This window comes from Nonomuraea sp. NPDC049646 (genome assembly GCF_044465525.1).
Classification (GTDB): domain Bacteria; phylum Actinomycetota; class Actinomycetes; order Streptosporangiales; family Streptosporangiaceae; genus Nonomuraea.
This window is the reverse complement of sequence record NZ_JBITLU010000004.1, coordinates 248,494-262,900: the sequence shown is the minus strand read 5'-3', so window position 1 is coordinate 262,900 and position 14,407 is coordinate 248,494. Positions and strand designations below refer to the sequence as shown.

Here is a 14,407-nt window from a genome sequence, read left to right as displayed (position 1 = left end):
CTACGCAACGAACATAAGGCCCTGGATCCCCGCGGACAAGAGCTAGCCCAGCGGCGAGGTGTCCCGTCCCAGGTACGTCACCGGCCCCGCGTCGGCCACCGCCAGCTCCACGAACCCGAGCCGGTCGTAGAAGGCCCGCGCGGGCGCGTTCGTGCTGACCATCCCCAGATGCAGCCGCGGCACCCCGGCGGCGCGCAGGCCGTCGACGAAGGCGCTCATGAGCCGGCGTCCCCAGCCCTGGCCCTGCCAGCCGGGCAGCAGGTCGATGTGCAGGTGGGCGGGGTGGCCGGCCAGCTCGGGCACCAGCATGCGCTCGGGCCGGTGGTGCAGGGCGAGCATCACGTCGTCCGCCGTGACCGGCGGGTCGGCGGGAAGGGGACAGCGGGCCGCGGCCGCCGGGATCCACTCCTCACGGTAGCGGCGGACGAACGCCGCCGTGTCCGCGGTGCCCACGACGTAGCCGACGGCCTGGCCCGTGCCGTCGTCCACGACGTGGGCGTGCTCGGGCTCCAGGGTGACGTAGGGGGCGGCGAAGATGTCGCCCATGAGCAGGTCGGAGGCGTACTGGCCGCGGGCGTCGCCACCGGCGTCGGCCGTGCGCACGCAGACGTCGTAGACGGCGGCCAGATCGGCCGGACGGTAGGAACGTACGAAGGGGGCGGTCATTCCCGACAACGTACTAGAAGGACCCTCTAGGTGATCAGGATGCCGCCGTCCACGGGCAGCGTGACCCCGGTGACGTAGGAGGAGGCGTCGGAGGCCAGGAAGACCGCCGCCGCCACCAGCTCGGCCGGGTCGCCGGACCGCTTCATCGGCACCCGCAGCTCCAGCATGCGTTCCAGGTAGCCGGGCGGATACTGCTCGGTCATCTCCGAGGCGAAGAACCCCGGCTCCAGGCAGTTGACCCGGATGCCGCGCCGGGCCGTCCACTGCTGGGCCAGGTCGCGGGTGAGCCCGGCCACGGCCGCCTTCGACGCGCTGTAGGCGGCCTGCGGCAGCCCGGCGGTGGTCGCGCCGAGGATGCTGCCGATGTTCACGATCGACGAGCCCGGCCGCATCACCCGCGCGCACGCCTGCGCCATCCAGTACGTGCCGTGCAGGTTGATCTCCACCACCCGGCGGAACTCCTCGGGCGGCTCGCGCAGCGCGGGCACGGCCGTGCCGACCCCCGCGTTGTTGATCAGCACGTCGACCGCCCCGAACTCGGCCACGGCCGCGGCCACCAGCGCGTCGCACTCCTCCGGCACCGCCACATCGGTCGGGACCGGGAGGCAGCGGCGCCCGGCCTCCTCGACCAGGCGCCCGGTCTCCGCCAGCCGGCTCGCGCGCCGGGCGCCGATCACGACGTCGGCGCCGGCCTCGGCCAGCCCGCGGGCGAAGGCCACGCCCAGCCCCGACGACGCGCCCGTGACGATGGCGACCTTGCCGTCGAGGCTGAAGCGTTCCAGCACGTCAGAGCCCGTATTCCTTGACGATGCGCTCGTGCCGCTCGACCTCGACGTCGATCTCGCGGGCCAGGTCGAGCCAGGCCAGCGGGTGCACCCAGCGCTCGGTGGCGTCGTCGAGCAGGGCGTCGACCTCGGCGGCCGACACGTCCGGCGGCACCGCGACCCAGCCGAACACGCCCGGCAGCGACTCGCCGCTGGTCGGGTGGGTGACGGTGTAGTTCTCGTCGCTGTAGACCCACATCGGCCAGCCGCGCTCGGCCATGACCTCGGTGAACTCCGCCCAGTCCTCCTCGCTCGGCGCGGCGCCGTCGAAGAAGTAGCTGGTGTAACCGCCGGGACGCAGGATGCGCACGGCCGCGAACGGCGGCACGAAGTTCTGCTGCTCCTGCGGGTCTTCCGGGACGGGCTCCAGCAGCTGCGGGTCGAACACGACCAGGTCGCCGGCGTTGTAGTCCATGCCGCGCGGCTGCGGCAGCGCCAGCCGGGCGGTGGCCGGGCCGGTGCGGATGGACAACACCTGGCGCTGGCCGCCGTCGGGGGCGGGGAGGATGAGCCGGATCAGGCCCATCTCCTCCTCGATCGGGCCCTGCTTGGACTTGATCGGCATGCCGATCTTGGCCGCGCCCTTGCGCACGGTGTCCCAGTCCTCCGCCGAGGTGGCCATGACGACCATGCGCCAGACGTCCTCGTCGGTCAGCTCGTCGAGCACCTCGGCCAGGACGCCGGCGGCCCTGTCGTTGTGGTCGAGCTGCTGGGCGGCGCCGGACAGCAGGCGCCTGGCCTCGATGCCGGCCCCGGCCGCGACCGCGTGCTCGGCGGCGTCGAGCGTCTCGGGCCAGCGCTCGCGGGCGCTGTGGAGCCTGGCCAGCGCGAGGTACTGGGCGGCGTGCGGCAGCAGCGCGGCCATCTGCTCCAGCCGCTCGTCCTGGCGGGCCTCGATGAGCAGGGTGGTCAGGTAGGCCACGTCGTCGGGGTCGGCGGAGGCGATGTCGCCGGAGTCGACCAGCAGCTTCCAGTAGATGTCGGCGCCCGCCGCGGGGAAGCCGAGGAAGCCGAGCGTGGTGGTGTGGCGGCGGGTGGCCTCCAGGTCCTCACCGGACAGCGGCGCGAGCCAGCCCACCCACTTCTCGGGGTCGGCGTTGAAGCCGTCGGCGGCGTCGAACAGGCCGACCCGCTCGGCCAGGGGGCCGGGGGCCGCGGGCTCGGAGGTGGCCTCGGCGGCGGCCCGCAGCGCGGCGACGCGCTCGGTCAGGTCGCCGGTCTCGCCGCGCAGCTCCGCCGCGCCGGACTCGGCCAGGTCGGCCAGCAGGCGGGCCTGCCACACGCCGTTCCTGGCGAGGGCCAGGTCGCCGGCGACCAGCGCGAGCTCGACGCGGGAGCGGTAGCCGCCCATCATGCCGAAGTAGTCGATCCACTGACGCAGCACCCGGCCGAGCTGCCAGGTGTTGGTGATCTGGGAGGACCCGGCCAGCTTGGCGACCGCGCGCGACCACTCGACGAAGACGCGCGGGTGCTCGCCGACCACGTCGAGGTCGGGCAGCGCGTCGACGGCCTCGGCCGTGCGGCCGAGCTCGGCCAGGATGAGCGCGCGGCGCACGCCCTCGCGGTGGGCCTTGGCGGGCGGGTCGTCGGGAGAGAGGTCGGCGGCGGCCTGGAGGGCGGCCAGCGCGTCGTCGGCCCGGCCGGCGGCCAGCAGGGCGCGGGCGCCCTCGGCGCCGAGCTCCCAGCTCGCCTCGCGACCGGCCGTGCGCAGCCGCTCGACCACGGACTCGGCGTAGGCGACGGCCTCGCCGGCCTTGCCCGCGTCGACGAGCGCCGCGACGTACTGGGTGGCCAGGCCGCTGAAGGCGGGCCGCTCCGGGCTCATGTCCTCCAGGAAGGCGCCCACCGTCTCCAGGCGGTCGCCGGCGTAGCCGGGGCCGTCGGTGTTGGCCCACACGATGGCCATCGCCTCGACGGCGGCCGGGGTGGCCGGGCAGTCGCGCACGTCTTCGCGCTGGGCGAACGTGAGAAGCTGCCGCGCGTCGTCGATGGCCACCGCGCCCTGGGCCCGGTCGCCGATGCGGCCCATGAGGTGCCAGTAGCGGGCGTAGAACTCCAGCCAGGGCAGCTCCAGCGACTCGGCCTGCTGGGCGATGGCCGGGGCCATCACGTCGAGCTGCGGATACCGGCCCTCGTAGGCCTGTGCGGGAAGGTCTCCCAGCGCCATGGCGAGGCCAACGTTGCCCGCCTCGGAAAGCTGCTGCTGGGTTTCGCCGACCCAGGCCCAGATGTCCACGTCCATGGGCAGTCAGTCTGCCAGGTCAACGAGCGTGCCCAAAACGCAGAAGCTCGATCAGCTCGTCCGATTCGTTGTCGCGCAGGACCGAGAAGACCGGGGCCATCAGGTCGTCGGTGGTCTCCTCGACCTGGGCCCGCCGCGCCACGACGTCGGGTCCGGGGGTGGCGTAGGGCTCGGGCCAGGTGAAGAACCTGGCGATCGTCACGCCGTCGGCGTAGCCGAACGGGGTGGTGTCGTGGACGGCGGCGAGCGTGGCCTCCAGGGGGTGCAGCCCGGCCGCGAGCACGGCGTTGGCGTGCAGGCCCCCGCGCAGCTCGCGCAGGACGTGCATGAGCTGGACGGCGCGCGCGGGCGGGTCGTCCGGCAGCGGCACCGCCCGCCAGCCGGCGAACAGCGGCGCGCCCACCGGCGAGGCCTGCATGACGACCGGTTCGAGCAGCTCGGCGATGCGGGCGCAGCCGTCGTGGCCGCCGAGCTTGCGCCGCCCCCACTGCCTGCACGCCTCGGTGTAGAGCTCGACGGCCTGCTCGACGGGCATCTTCCGGCCGCCGTTCCAGCTCTCCTCGACGTGGGCGGCCGGGAAGAAGGCCGCCACCGAGGTGACGACGTCGGCGTGGCACTCGCCGAGCACCCCGCAGCGCCCGCGGAAGTACAGCTCGCGCGGGCCGAGCCCGTGCTGCTCGCAGACGGCCTTGGCCTCGCGGGAGACCATGAAGCCGCCGCCGTACTGGCCGATCGGCGCCTTGACCTGCACCGCCGTGGTACGTGGGTCCGCCATCCTCAACCCCTCCTCGGTTCGGAAAGTGGACCCAGCATCCCTCAGAAGAACATCATTCTGCAAGCATCAGCTCGCCGCTCGCCAGGATCACCGCCGGACCGGACAGGTAGCTCGTGTCCTCGTCGAGGATGACGGTCAGCGAGCCGCCGGTGACCTCGACGGTCCAGGTGCCGGTGGTGTCGCCGGACATGTGCGCGGCGGCCACGGCGGTCGCCACGGCGCCGGTGCCGCAGGAGCGCGTCTCGCCCGAGCCGCGCTCGTAGACCCGCATCACCACGCGGCTGACGCCGACCGGGTTGAACAGCTCGATGTTGACGCCCGCCGGGAACACCCCGGTGTCGAAGCCGGGCTGGTGGCTGAGGTCGAGCTGGACGACCGGGTCGCCGATCGCGCAGGCCAGGTGGGGGTTGCCCATGTCGACGTGGAGACCGGGGTACTCGTGGCCGCCGACGCCCGCCACGCTCTCCCCCAGCACCGCCGGCTTGCCCATGTCGACCGTGATGTCGCCGTTGGGCTCCACGCGGACCCGGCGCGGGCCGCCCCTGGTGGCCAGGCTGAACTCCGTGCCCTCCACCAGCCCCGCGTCCACCAGGTAGCGGGCGAAGACGCGGACGCCGTTGCCGCACATCTCCGCGACGCTGCCGTCGGCGTTGCGATAGTCCATGAACCAGTCGGCCGCCGCGGCCTGCTCGGCCACCTCGGCGTGCTCCTTGGTCCTGGCGACCCGGAGCACGCCGTCGGCGCCGATCCCGGCCCGCCGGTCACAGATCTTGGCCACGAGCGCGGCCGTCACTTCCACGCCGTCGTCGGGATCGGGCAGGATGACGAAATCGTTCTCGGTGCCGTGCCCCTTGAGAAACCGCATTGCCTGAGTTTATGCCGCACCGGGGTCGGCGATGTGCGCCAGGGATCGTTCAAGCAGGTCGGGGGCGTCGTACGGGAGCCAGCGCACCCGCGGGTCGCGGCGGAACCACGACTCCTGGCGGCGGGCGAAGCGCCTGGTGGCCCTGACCGTCTCGGCGAACGCCTGCTCCTCGCTCCACTCGCCCTCCAGGAACCGGATGACCTGGGCGTAGCCGAGCGCGCGGCCCGCCGTGCGCCCCTCGGCCAGGCCCTGCCCGAGCAGCGCGCGGACCTCCTCGACCAGACCCGCCGCCCACATGCGCTCGACCCGCAGCTCGATGCGCTCGTCGAGCTCGGGCCGCGGCACCTCCAGACCGAGCTGCACGCTGGGGTAGACGGCGTCGTAGGACGGCATGGTGGCCGAGAACGGCCGGCCGGAGTGCTCGATCACCTCCAGCGCGCGCACGATGCGGCGGCCGTTGCTCGGCAGGATCGCCTCGGCGGCGGCCGGGTCGAGCTCGCGCAGCCGCTCGTACAGGGGGGCCGGGCCGCGTTCGGCCAGCTCCTCCTCCAGCCGGGCCCGGATCACCGGGTCGGTGCCGGGGAACTCCAGGTCGTCGAGGGCCGCCCGGACGTAGAGGCCGCTGCCGCCCACCAGCACCGGGACGTCGATCTTCGCGAACAGCTCCCTGGCCAGCCGCTGGTACTCGGCGACGCTGGCCGTGACCGTGACGTCCCAGATGTCCAGCAGATGGTGGGGGACGCCGCGCTGCTCGGCGGGGGTGAGCTTGGCCGTGCCGATGTCCATGCCGCGGTAGAGCTGCATGGAGTCGGCGTTGACGCACTCGCCCCCGAGCCGGAGCGCGAGATCGACGGCGAGATCGGACTTCCCGGCCGCCGTGGGGCCCACGACGGCGATGACTGGCTGCTGGCGCACACCGACCAGTGTGTCAACTGTCCGGGTGTGGACGGACCACCTACAGGTCGAGGAGCGTCGGCTGGAGGTATCCCTCGTGGGTCAGCAGCCAGCGCTTGGTCTCCACCCCCACGCCGCCGCTGAACCCGCCCAGCCCGTTGCCCGCGACCACCCGGTGGCAGGGCACGAAGATGGGGATCGGGTTGGAGCCCATGATCGAGCCGATGCCGCGGGCCGGCACGCTCGACCCGGCGCGCCGGGCCAGCTCGCCGTAGGTGACGGCGGTGCCGTACGGGACGCGATGCAGGGCCTGGAGCACCTGGAGCCTTGAGCCGGTCATCAGCCGCCAGTCCACGGGGGTGCTGAACGTGCGCAGCTCGCCGGCGAAATAAGCGTTCAGCTCGGCGACCGCGCAGGCCGTACGATCCGCATCATGAACCTCAGCCAGGCCGAGCCGGCCGGCCAGTCCGGCGGGCGACCCCCATCCCGAGGCGACCAGCCCCCGCTCGGTGACGGCCAGGACGAACGGGCCGACCGGCGTCGGCACCTCGGCGAACGCGACCGTGGACAGCGTGGACTGCGTGGTCATCATGTCCTCACGTGAACTCGTGGTGCTGGGCACCTCCAGCGCGGTGCCCACCCGACACCGTAACCACAACGGGTACCTTCTGCGCTGGGACGGGCAAGGCTACCTTTTCGACCCCGGCGAGGGCACGCAGCGGCAGATGCTGCACGCCGGGCTGAGCGCGAACGACGTCCACTGGCTGTGCGTGACCCACTTCCACGGCGACCACTGCCTGGGCGTGCCAGGGGTCGTGCAGCGCATCGCCCGCGACCGGGTGCGCCACCCGGTGCGCGCGGTCTTCCCCGCCTCCGGCGAGACCTACTGGCGCAGGCTGCGGCACGCGGCCGCGTTCGCCGACACGAAGGTGATCGAGGAGCATCCGGTCTCCGGCGCGCTGGCCGGGGTGGGGCCGCTGATCGCCCGCCGCCTGTCCCACCCCGTCGAGTCGTACGGCTACCGCGTCCAGGAGCCGCACGGCCGCCGCATGCTGCCCGACCGGCTGGCCCGCCACGGCATCCGCGGCCCGGAGGTCGGCGAGCTCCAGCGCACCGGCTCGGTCCGGGGCGTCACGCTCGCCGAGTGCAGCGAGCCGAGGCCGGGGCAGAGCGCCGCGTTCGTCATGGACACCCGCCTGTGCGACGCGGTGTTCGAGCTGGCCTCCGGGGCCGACCTGCTGGTGATCGAGTCGACGTTCCTGTCCGCCGAGAGCGCGCTGGCCAAGGAGTACGGGCACCTGACGGCGTTCGAGGCGGGCGTGGTGGCGGCCGACGCGGGCGTGCGCAGGCTGGTGCTCACGCACTTCTCCGAGCGGTACGGGTTCGCCGAGGAGCCGGCGTTCGTGGAGGAGGTGCGGCGCAGCTTCGACGGCGAAGTGATCACCGCCCGCGACCTGATGCGCATCCCGGTCCCCCGCCGCCGCACGGCTTCGACCTGACGGGCCTTCCGGTGGCGTCTCGTCAGCTCCACACGCCCGTGAAGTAGCCCACGCCGTAGGGCGAGGACTGCATGAGCGGCGTGCCGGTCAGCGGCGCCCCCTCGGCGGCGCCGGCCAGCACCTGGAGGGCCGCGCGGCCGGTCACCCAGAGCCGGTCGGCCTCGACGGGGTCGAGCGCCGCCAGCGCCGCCGCGTCGGCCGTCCCGACCGCCGCGGCGATCAGGTCGTTGTACGGCCCGGCCGCCTCGTCGTACCGGCCCGGGGCCCGCGGGGTCAGGCAGGCCGAACCGTCGGCCATGACCAGCAGCGCGACCCGGCGACCGAGGGCGGCCAGCCCGGCCCCGATCGCCCGGCACTCGTCCGGAGCGGCGTCGAAGGCCACCGCCTGCGCGGGGACCTCTGCGTCGGCGTCGGCGTCGTTCAGGAGCAGGCGGCCGACGGTCAGGGACAGCGGCAGCACGGGCCGGCCCTCGCCCACCGTGACCTCGAAGCCCCAGGGACGCAGGGTGCCCGCCGCGGCGCCGTCGTAGGAGCGGGTCGTCTCCGCGCCGCCCACCGCGACCAGCACGTCGGGACGGGCGGCCCGGAGCGCGGCGACCGCGGTACGACAGGCCGCGCGCAGCTCGGGCAGCCCGGTCACGATCAGCGGGGTTTGCGGGCAGACGGCCGCGGCGACAAGCACGAGCGCAAGCGTACGCGCCACCCGCCCCACCTCACCCCCCAGCCCGCCCAGCGCCGCCAACCACCCCACCCCCGGGCACCCGCACCCCCGAACGCCCCAGAACCCGCACCTGCAGAACCCAGCACGGCCCGCCTCTGAACCTCACAACTCCGGGACCTCAAAACCCCGGCATGACACGAACCCGGACCTCAGAATCCCAGCACGGCCCACCACCCAGGCCCCTGAGAACCCCCACCTCAGAACCCGGGCATGGCGCGAACCAGGACCTGACCCGCACGCCAAAACCCCGGCCTGGCCCTCCAGAGCCCCGAGCCCGGCAGGGCGTTCCCGGGGCGTGCTGGAGGGTGGCGGTCAGGTGGTGTAGGGATCGTGGCCTTCGGCGATGGCGGCGAGCAGGCCCTGGGTGTAGGCGTGGGCCGCCTGGTGGAGGCCGCCGCCGAAGCTGATCCTGGCCACCCCCAGCTCCGCCAGCCGCGCGTACGACGGCGCCTTCGGCCGGAACAGGATGTTCACCGGCCCGCCCACCTCGGCGACGAGGGCCGCGATCTCGCCCTCGTCCGCCAGCGTGATCGGGTACACGCAGTCGGCCCCGGCCTCCAGGTAGCGCCGCCCGCGCGACACGGCAGCCGCCCGGTCGCGCAGGCCGCGCACGTAGGTGTCGATCCGGGCGTTGATCACCAGGGCGTCGCCCGCGGCCGCCCGCATGCCGGCCAGGAAGTCCGCCTGCGCCCCGGCGTCGACCAGCTCATCGGTACGCGGGTCGGAGTCCTCCACGTTGCAGCCGACCGCCCCGGCCTCGGCCAGCCGCTCGGCCAGCTCGCCGGGCGCGAGCCCGTAACCGCGTTCGACGTCGGCGGTCACGGGCACGTCCACGGCCCTGGCGATGCGGGCGATGGCGGCCATCATCTCGCCGACCGGCGTGCTCTCGCCGTCGGCGTACCCCAGCACGCGGGAGACGGCCGCACTGCCGGTGGCCACCACCGGGAACCCGGCCTCCTGGACCGCGCGCGCCGAGGCGGCGTCCCAGACGTTGGGCAGGATCAGCGGGCTGCCGGGCACGTGCAGCCGTCGCAACGTGGCCGCTCTGTCAGTCGTCATGCCCGGCACCCTACGAGGACGGCCGGCTCTCCAGCAGATCCATTACGGGCCGGAAAGGGCAAGCCACTTGGGCGGTGTCTCAGCAGCCGCTCTTGGCGCACTGGCCGCTCAGCTGCCCCGCGGGGCCGTCGGCGGGATCGTCGCCCGCCGGCTGCGGGGCCTTGGTGGACGGCGTGCCGGGCTTGCCCCCGGTGCCCTTCTGCGCCGTGCCGTCGGAACCGGTCGATCCCTTGTCGGCGGGGTCGGAGCCGCCGCCCGGGTCCGTGACGGCGTCGCCCATGGCGGAGTCGTCGGAACCGTCGGCAGGCAGGCCGTCGTCGGGGGCGTCGGTGGTGGCGTCGCCCATGGTGGCGTCCTCGTCGGCCTCGAACACCTCGTCGCCGGCGCTCGTGCCGGGGGACGGACGGCCGGAGCCCTGCTCCTGCTGGACGCTCTGGCCCGGTTTGGCCGCCAGCAGGTAGCCGGCGCCGCCCGCGGCGAGCACGCCGACAAGGGCCAACGCGGCGATGACGGCGGTCTTCCTGCTCTTGCCGGGGGGCCTCGGGGACGAGCCCGGCCCGGACAGGATCTCCTGACGATCCGTCTCGGTCGGATCATGCATGGTGGTGCAGCTCCCTGCGGTCGTATCGGGGAAAGCTCGCCGGCTTCCGCGGGTGATGGACCACACTAGCCGCATCAGCGGAATGCTCGCACACCAATCACAAAGGAATCACGACTTGTCCCCCCAAAGATCTGTTTGCCCAGGTGGCCGTCCCCGGCTGGGCGCCGCGGCCGGAGCGGCCGGGGTACTCGTCACGGCCGGTCTCGGGATTTTCCTCGCATTCACCAGTTCGCCGGAATCGCGCCCGCAAAACCGCCGTGAATTCGATCAGGAAACACCGCTTATCCCAAGATCGTATTTTCCTTCGCAGATCGCGGGCTCGCCGGCGGCCGAGCCGTCCCCGGCGCCGCCCACCCCGTCCCCGGGGCCCTGGTCACCGGGCCCCTGGTCACCGGGCCCCTGGTCACCGGGGCCCTGGTCACCGGGGCCCTGGTCACCGGGCTGGATGCAGGCCGTGCCGGCGCCCGGCCGTCCCACGGCGTCGGGGCCGGGCGAGCCCTCGCAGCCGTCGGCCAAGAGCGAACCGGTGAAGGGCGAGCCGGCGAAGAGCCGGCCGGCGAGGGGCGAGCTGTCGTCGCCGCTCTCGCCCCGGGCGCTGCCCACGCGTCCGCCGCTGGTCGCGCCGCCGCGTCCGTCCCGGCGGGCCGCCGTACGCCGTCCGGCTCCGCACGCGTCCCCGCAGGCGCCGCCCAGGGAGCGGGTCGTCCCCGAGCCGGACCGTCAGGCGCCTCCCCCGCCGCCGCCCTCCGTACGAGCCGGCGGGCCCGACCCGTGCGCCACGTTCGACGACTTCCGCCGCCAGCCGTGCTACAGCTTCCTCGACCGCCTCCGCCGCTGACCAACGTGGAACACCCCGCCGTCCAGAAGGAGCGGCGGGGTGCGGGAACGCGCTGAAAAGCGGTGGCTCAGTGGGCCGAGCAGGCTCCGGCGGCCGGGGCGGGAGCCGCCGGGCGGCCGACGGACGGCATGCCGAGCAGCACGCCGGGCCCCTTGGCCGGGGCGCCCTGACGGGCCTCCCAGGCGTCGCCGGCCCGCGTGCGCCGCACCTCACGGACCGCGCCGTCGGCGACCAGGTGGTGGGGGGCGGCGTAGGTGACCTCGACGGTGACCATGTCACCGGGCCTCGGCGTCTCCTCGCCCACCGCGAAGTGCACGAGCCGGTTGTCGGCGGCGCGGCCGGACAGGCGGCGCGTGGCGTCGTCCTTGCGGCCCTCGCCCTCGGCGACCAGCACCTCCAGCGTGCGGCCGACCTGCTTCTTGTTCTCCTCCCAGGAGATCTCCTCCTGCAGGGCCACCAGGCGCTCGTAACGCTCCTGGACGACCTCCTTCGGAATCTGGTCCTCCATGGTGGCCGCCGGGGTGCCCGGACGGATGGAGTACTGGAAGGTGAAGGCGTTGGCGAAGCGGCTCTGCCGGACGACGTCGAGGGTGGCCTGGAAGTCCTCCTCGGTCTCGCCGGGGAAGCCGACGATGATGTCGGTCGAGATGGCCGCGTCGGGCATGGCGGCGCGCACCCGCTCGATGATGCCGAGGTAGCGCTCGGCGCGGTAGGAGCGGCGCATGGCCTTCAGCACGCGGTCGGAGCCCGACTGCAGCGGCATGTGGAGCTGGTGCATGACGTTGGGCGTCTCGGCCATGGCGGCGATGACGTCGTCGGTGAAGGCGGCCGGGTGGGGCGAGGTGAAGCGCACCCGCTCCAGCCCCTCGACGTCGCCGCAGGCGCGCAGCAGCTTGCCGAAGGCCAGCCGGTCGCCGAACTCGACGCCGTAGGTGTTGACGTTCTGGCCGAGCAGGGTCACCTCCAGGACGCCCTGGCCGACGAGCGTGCGCACCTCCGACAGGACGTCGCCGGGACGGCGGTCCTTCTCCTTGCCGCGCAGCGACGGCACGATGCAGAACGTGCAGGTGTTGTTGCAGCCGACCGAGATCGCGACCCACGCCGCGTAGGCCGACTCGCGCTTGGTGGGCAGCGTGGAGGGGAAGACCTCCAGCGACTCCTTCAGCTCGACCTGCGCCTCGCCGGCCACCCGGGCCCGCTCCAGCAGCACCGGCAGTGATCCGATGTTGTGGGTGCCGAAGACGACGTCGACCCAGGGGGCCTTGCGGACGATGTCGCCCTGGTCCTTCTGGGCCAGGCAGCCGCCCACCGCGATCTGCATGCGCGGGTTGTCCATCTTGGCCGGCCGCAGGTGGCCGAGGTTTCCGTAAAGGCGGTTGTCGGCGTTCTCCCGCACGGCGCACGTGTTGAACACGACGACGTCGGCCGTCTCGCCGTCGGGGGCCGGCACGTAGCCGGCGTCTTCCAGCAGGCCGGAAAGGCGCTCGGAGTCGTGCACGTTCATCTGGCACCCGTATGTGCGCACTTCGTACGTGCGGGCGCTCTCCTGGGTCACAGTCATGGCAGGTTCAAGGGTAGTCGTTGTCCGGCTCGCGGCAGCCGCCCCCGTCTAAAACACCAGCTTGACGGCACGATGTGACCGGATCGGTACCACCTGGTTAGTGACCAGCGTCTTAATGACCTCTACCGTTTTGGTCCATGACGGAGAACGGCGACGCCACTCCACTCGTTCAGTTGGAGGGCGTCAACAAGCGCTTCGGGGCGTTGCACGTCCTGAAGGACATCAACTTGACCGTCTCTCGTGGCGAGGTTCTGGTGGTCATCGGGCCTTCGGGCGGTGGAAAGTCCACGCTGTGCCGGACGATCAACCGCCTGGAGACGATCGACGAGGGCAGGATCGTGTTCGACGGCCAGGTGCTGCCCGAGGAGGGCAGGGGGCTGGCCAGGCTGCGGTCCGAGGTCGGCATGGTGTTCCAGTCCTTCAACCTGTTCGCGCACAAGACCATCCGCGAGAACGTCACGCTCGGCCCGATCAAGGTGCGCCGCAAGGACCGCCAGGCGGCCGACGCGCGGGCCATGGAGCTGCTGGAACGGGTGGGCATCGCCGCGCAGGCGGACAAGTACCCGGCCCAGCTCTCCGGCGGCCAGCAGCAGCGGGTCGCGATCGCGCGTGCGCTGGCCATGGACCCGAAGATGATCCTCTTCGACGAGCCCACCTCGGCCCTGGACCCGGAGATGGTCCAGGAGGTGCTCGACGTGATGATCGGGCTGGCACGCGACGGCATGACGATGATGGTCGTCACGCACGAGATGGGATTCGCCCGCCGGGCCGCCAACCGGGTGGTCTTCATGGCGGACGGGCAGATCGTGGAGGAGAACACCCCCGACGAGTTCTTCACCAACGCGCAGACCGACCGCGCGCGTGATTTCCTTTCGAAGATCCTCACGCACTGAGATTTTGAGGCAGGTATACATGCACATGCGTCGTTTGGGAGCGGTGGTCACGGGAGTGGGCATGCTCGCCGCTCTGGCCGCCTGCGGCGGGGACAAGACCTACGCCAGCGTCCTGGAGAAGGTCCAGGACGGCGGCAAGGTCGTGGTCGGCACGAAGTGGGACCAGCCGAGCCTGGGCTTGAAGAAGGGGTCGGAGCCGGAGGGCTTCGACGTCGACGTCGCCAAGGCCGTGCTGAAGGAGATGAACGGCGGCAAGGACGCCCAGATCGAGTGGAAGGAGTCGGCCTCCTCCAACCGCGAGCCCTTCCTCCAGAACGGCACCGTCGACATCATCTTCGCCACGTACTCCATCACGGAGGAGCGCAAGGCCAAGGTGTCCTTCGGCGGCCCGTACGTGATCGCGCACCAGGACATCATGGTCCGCAAGGACGACGCCGCGATCAACGCCCCGCAGGACCTCAAGGGCAAGAAGATCTGCAAGGCGGCCGGCTCCAACTCCTACAAGCGCGTCACCGACCCGCCCCCGGACGGCAAGCTCGACATCGACGCCACGACCGTCGACGCGGCCAACTACTCCGAGTGCGTGCAGAAGCTGTCGGGCAGCAACCTCGACGCCGTCACCACCGACGACCTGATCCTGGCGGGCTTCGCCAAGCAGGCCGGCGGCAACTTCAAGGTGCTCGGCCAGGGCTTCACCGACGAGAAGTACGGCATCGGCCTGAAGAAGGGCGACACCAAGACGTGTGAGGCCGTCAACACCGCGGTGAAGAAGATCTGGGACAACGGCACCATGAAGCAGCTGCTGGAGAAGTGGTTCGGCGGCATCGAGGGCCTGAAGCTGTCGGAGACCGCGCCCCCGGCCGAGGGCTGCAGCTAGTCACGCCAGAGGCGGGGGGGGGGGGGCCCGCCCCCCCCCCCCCCGCGCGGGGCGCCCCCCCCCCGGAAAAAAAAAAAAAAAACACCCCCCCC

The 14,407-nt window shown here is 72.6% G+C and carries 15 protein-coding genes; 4 read left to right on the top strand and 11 right to left on the bottom strand.

Annotated features, from left to right (window positions below; translation table 11 throughout):
- Positions 1–42: 42 nt before the first annotated feature.
- The 7 genes from ACIBQ8_RS13690 to ACIBQ8_RS13660 are packed head-to-tail and all read right to left on the bottom strand — an operon-like array spanning position 43 to position 6,858.
- A complete protein-coding gene (locus ACIBQ8_RS13690) occupies positions 43–666 on the bottom strand; it encodes a GNAT family N-acetyltransferase (protein WP_397175502.1) in 624 nt (207 codons plus the stop codon).
- A gap of 26 nt (positions 667–692) precedes the next feature.
- Positions 693–1,451 carry an SDR family NAD(P)-dependent oxidoreductase gene (locus tag ACIBQ8_RS13685; RefSeq protein ID WP_397192055.1) on the bottom strand — a complete coding sequence of 253 codons (759 nt, stop codon included), beginning with the start codon at positions 1,449–1,451 and terminating at the stop codon, positions 693–695.
- Position 1,452: 1 nt separating this feature from the next.
- A complete protein-coding gene (locus ACIBQ8_RS13680) occupies positions 1,453–3,732 on the bottom strand; it encodes a tetratricopeptide repeat protein (protein WP_397192054.1) in 2,280 nt (759 codons plus the stop codon).
- A 19-nt stretch (positions 3,733–3,751) separates the two neighbouring features.
- Complete coding sequence (locus ACIBQ8_RS13675; protein WP_397192053.1) at positions 3,752–4,507, bottom strand: hypothetical protein; 756 nt, start codon at positions 4,505–4,507, stop codon at positions 3,752–3,754.
- Between the two features lie 52 nt (positions 4,508–4,559).
- On the bottom strand, positions 4,560–5,372 hold the full coding sequence (gene dapF / locus ACIBQ8_RS13670) for a diaminopimelate epimerase (RefSeq protein ID WP_397175495.1): 813 nt from the start codon (positions 5,370–5,372) through the stop codon (positions 4,560–4,562).
- A 9-nt stretch (positions 5,373–5,381) separates the two neighbouring features.
- The gene (gene miaA, locus ACIBQ8_RS13665; RefSeq protein ID WP_397175494.1) at positions 5,382–6,287 is read right to left on the bottom strand and encodes a tRNA (adenosine(37)-N6)-dimethylallyltransferase MiaA; all 906 of its coding nucleotides are present in this window, start codon (positions 6,285–6,287) and stop codon (positions 5,382–5,384) included.
- Between the two features lie 40 nt (positions 6,288–6,327).
- Positions 6,328–6,858 (bottom strand): methylated-DNA--[protein]-cysteine S-methyltransferase, encoded by a 531-nt coding sequence (locus ACIBQ8_RS13660; RefSeq protein ID WP_397175492.1) that lies wholly within the window; start codon positions 6,856–6,858, stop codon positions 6,328–6,330.
- Here ACIBQ8_RS13660 and ACIBQ8_RS13655 point away from each other — a divergent pair.
- A complete protein-coding gene (locus tag ACIBQ8_RS13655; protein WP_397175490.1) occupies positions 6,857–7,765 on the top strand; it encodes a ribonuclease Z in 909 nt (302 codons plus the stop codon). The two genes, ACIBQ8_RS13660 and ACIBQ8_RS13655, sit on opposite strands and share 2 nt — an antisense overlap.
- A 22-nt stretch (positions 7,766–7,787) precedes the next feature.
- Here the strand turns inward: ACIBQ8_RS13655 and ACIBQ8_RS13650 are convergent, their stop codons facing one another.
- From ACIBQ8_RS13650 to ACIBQ8_RS13640, 3 genes are all read right to left on the bottom strand, one after another.
- Entirely contained in the window at positions 7,788–8,447 is a 660-nt protein-coding gene (locus ACIBQ8_RS13650) for a hypothetical protein (protein WP_397192052.1), read from the bottom strand.
- A 351-nt stretch (positions 8,448–8,798) separates the two neighbouring features.
- Positions 8,799–9,545, bottom strand: a complete 747-nt coding sequence (locus ACIBQ8_RS13645; RefSeq protein WP_397175487.1) for an isocitrate lyase/phosphoenolpyruvate mutase family protein — start codon at positions 9,543–9,545, stop codon at positions 8,799–8,801.
- 79 nt (positions 9,546–9,624) lie between these two features.
- A complete protein-coding gene (locus ACIBQ8_RS13640; RefSeq protein WP_397192051.1) occupies positions 9,625–10,146 on the bottom strand; it encodes a hypothetical protein in 522 nt (173 codons plus the stop codon).
- A 445-nt stretch (positions 10,147–10,591) separates the two neighbouring features.
- Here ACIBQ8_RS13640 and ACIBQ8_RS13635 point away from each other — a divergent pair, with 445 nt between their 5' ends.
- Positions 10,592–10,984 (top strand): hypothetical protein, encoded by a 393-nt coding sequence (locus ACIBQ8_RS13635; protein ID WP_397192050.1) that lies wholly within the window; start codon positions 10,592–10,594, stop codon positions 10,982–10,984.
- 67 nt (positions 10,985–11,051) lie between these two features.
- On the opposite strand, the gene miaB is transcribed toward ACIBQ8_RS13635, so the two are convergent.
- Complete coding sequence (gene miaB, locus ACIBQ8_RS13630) at positions 11,052–12,545, bottom strand: tRNA (N6-isopentenyl adenosine(37)-C2)-methylthiotransferase MiaB (RefSeq protein ID WP_397175481.1); 1,494 nt, start codon at positions 12,543–12,545, stop codon at positions 11,052–11,054.
- A gap of 137 nt (positions 12,546–12,682) precedes the next feature.
- Here miaB and ACIBQ8_RS13625 point away from each other — a divergent pair, with 137 nt between their 5' ends.
- Both ACIBQ8_RS13625 and ACIBQ8_RS13620 read left to right on the top strand, forming a co-directional pair.
- Complete coding sequence (locus tag ACIBQ8_RS13625) at positions 12,683–13,438, top strand: amino acid ABC transporter ATP-binding protein (RefSeq protein WP_397175479.1); 756 nt, start codon at positions 12,683–12,685, stop codon at positions 13,436–13,438.
- A 61-nt stretch (positions 13,439–13,499) separates the two neighbouring features.
- Positions 13,500–14,315 (top strand): glutamate ABC transporter substrate-binding protein, encoded by an 816-nt coding sequence (locus ACIBQ8_RS13620; RefSeq protein ID WP_397175477.1) that lies wholly within the window; start codon positions 13,500–13,502, stop codon positions 14,313–14,315.
- Positions 14,316–14,407: the final 92 nt, after the last annotated feature.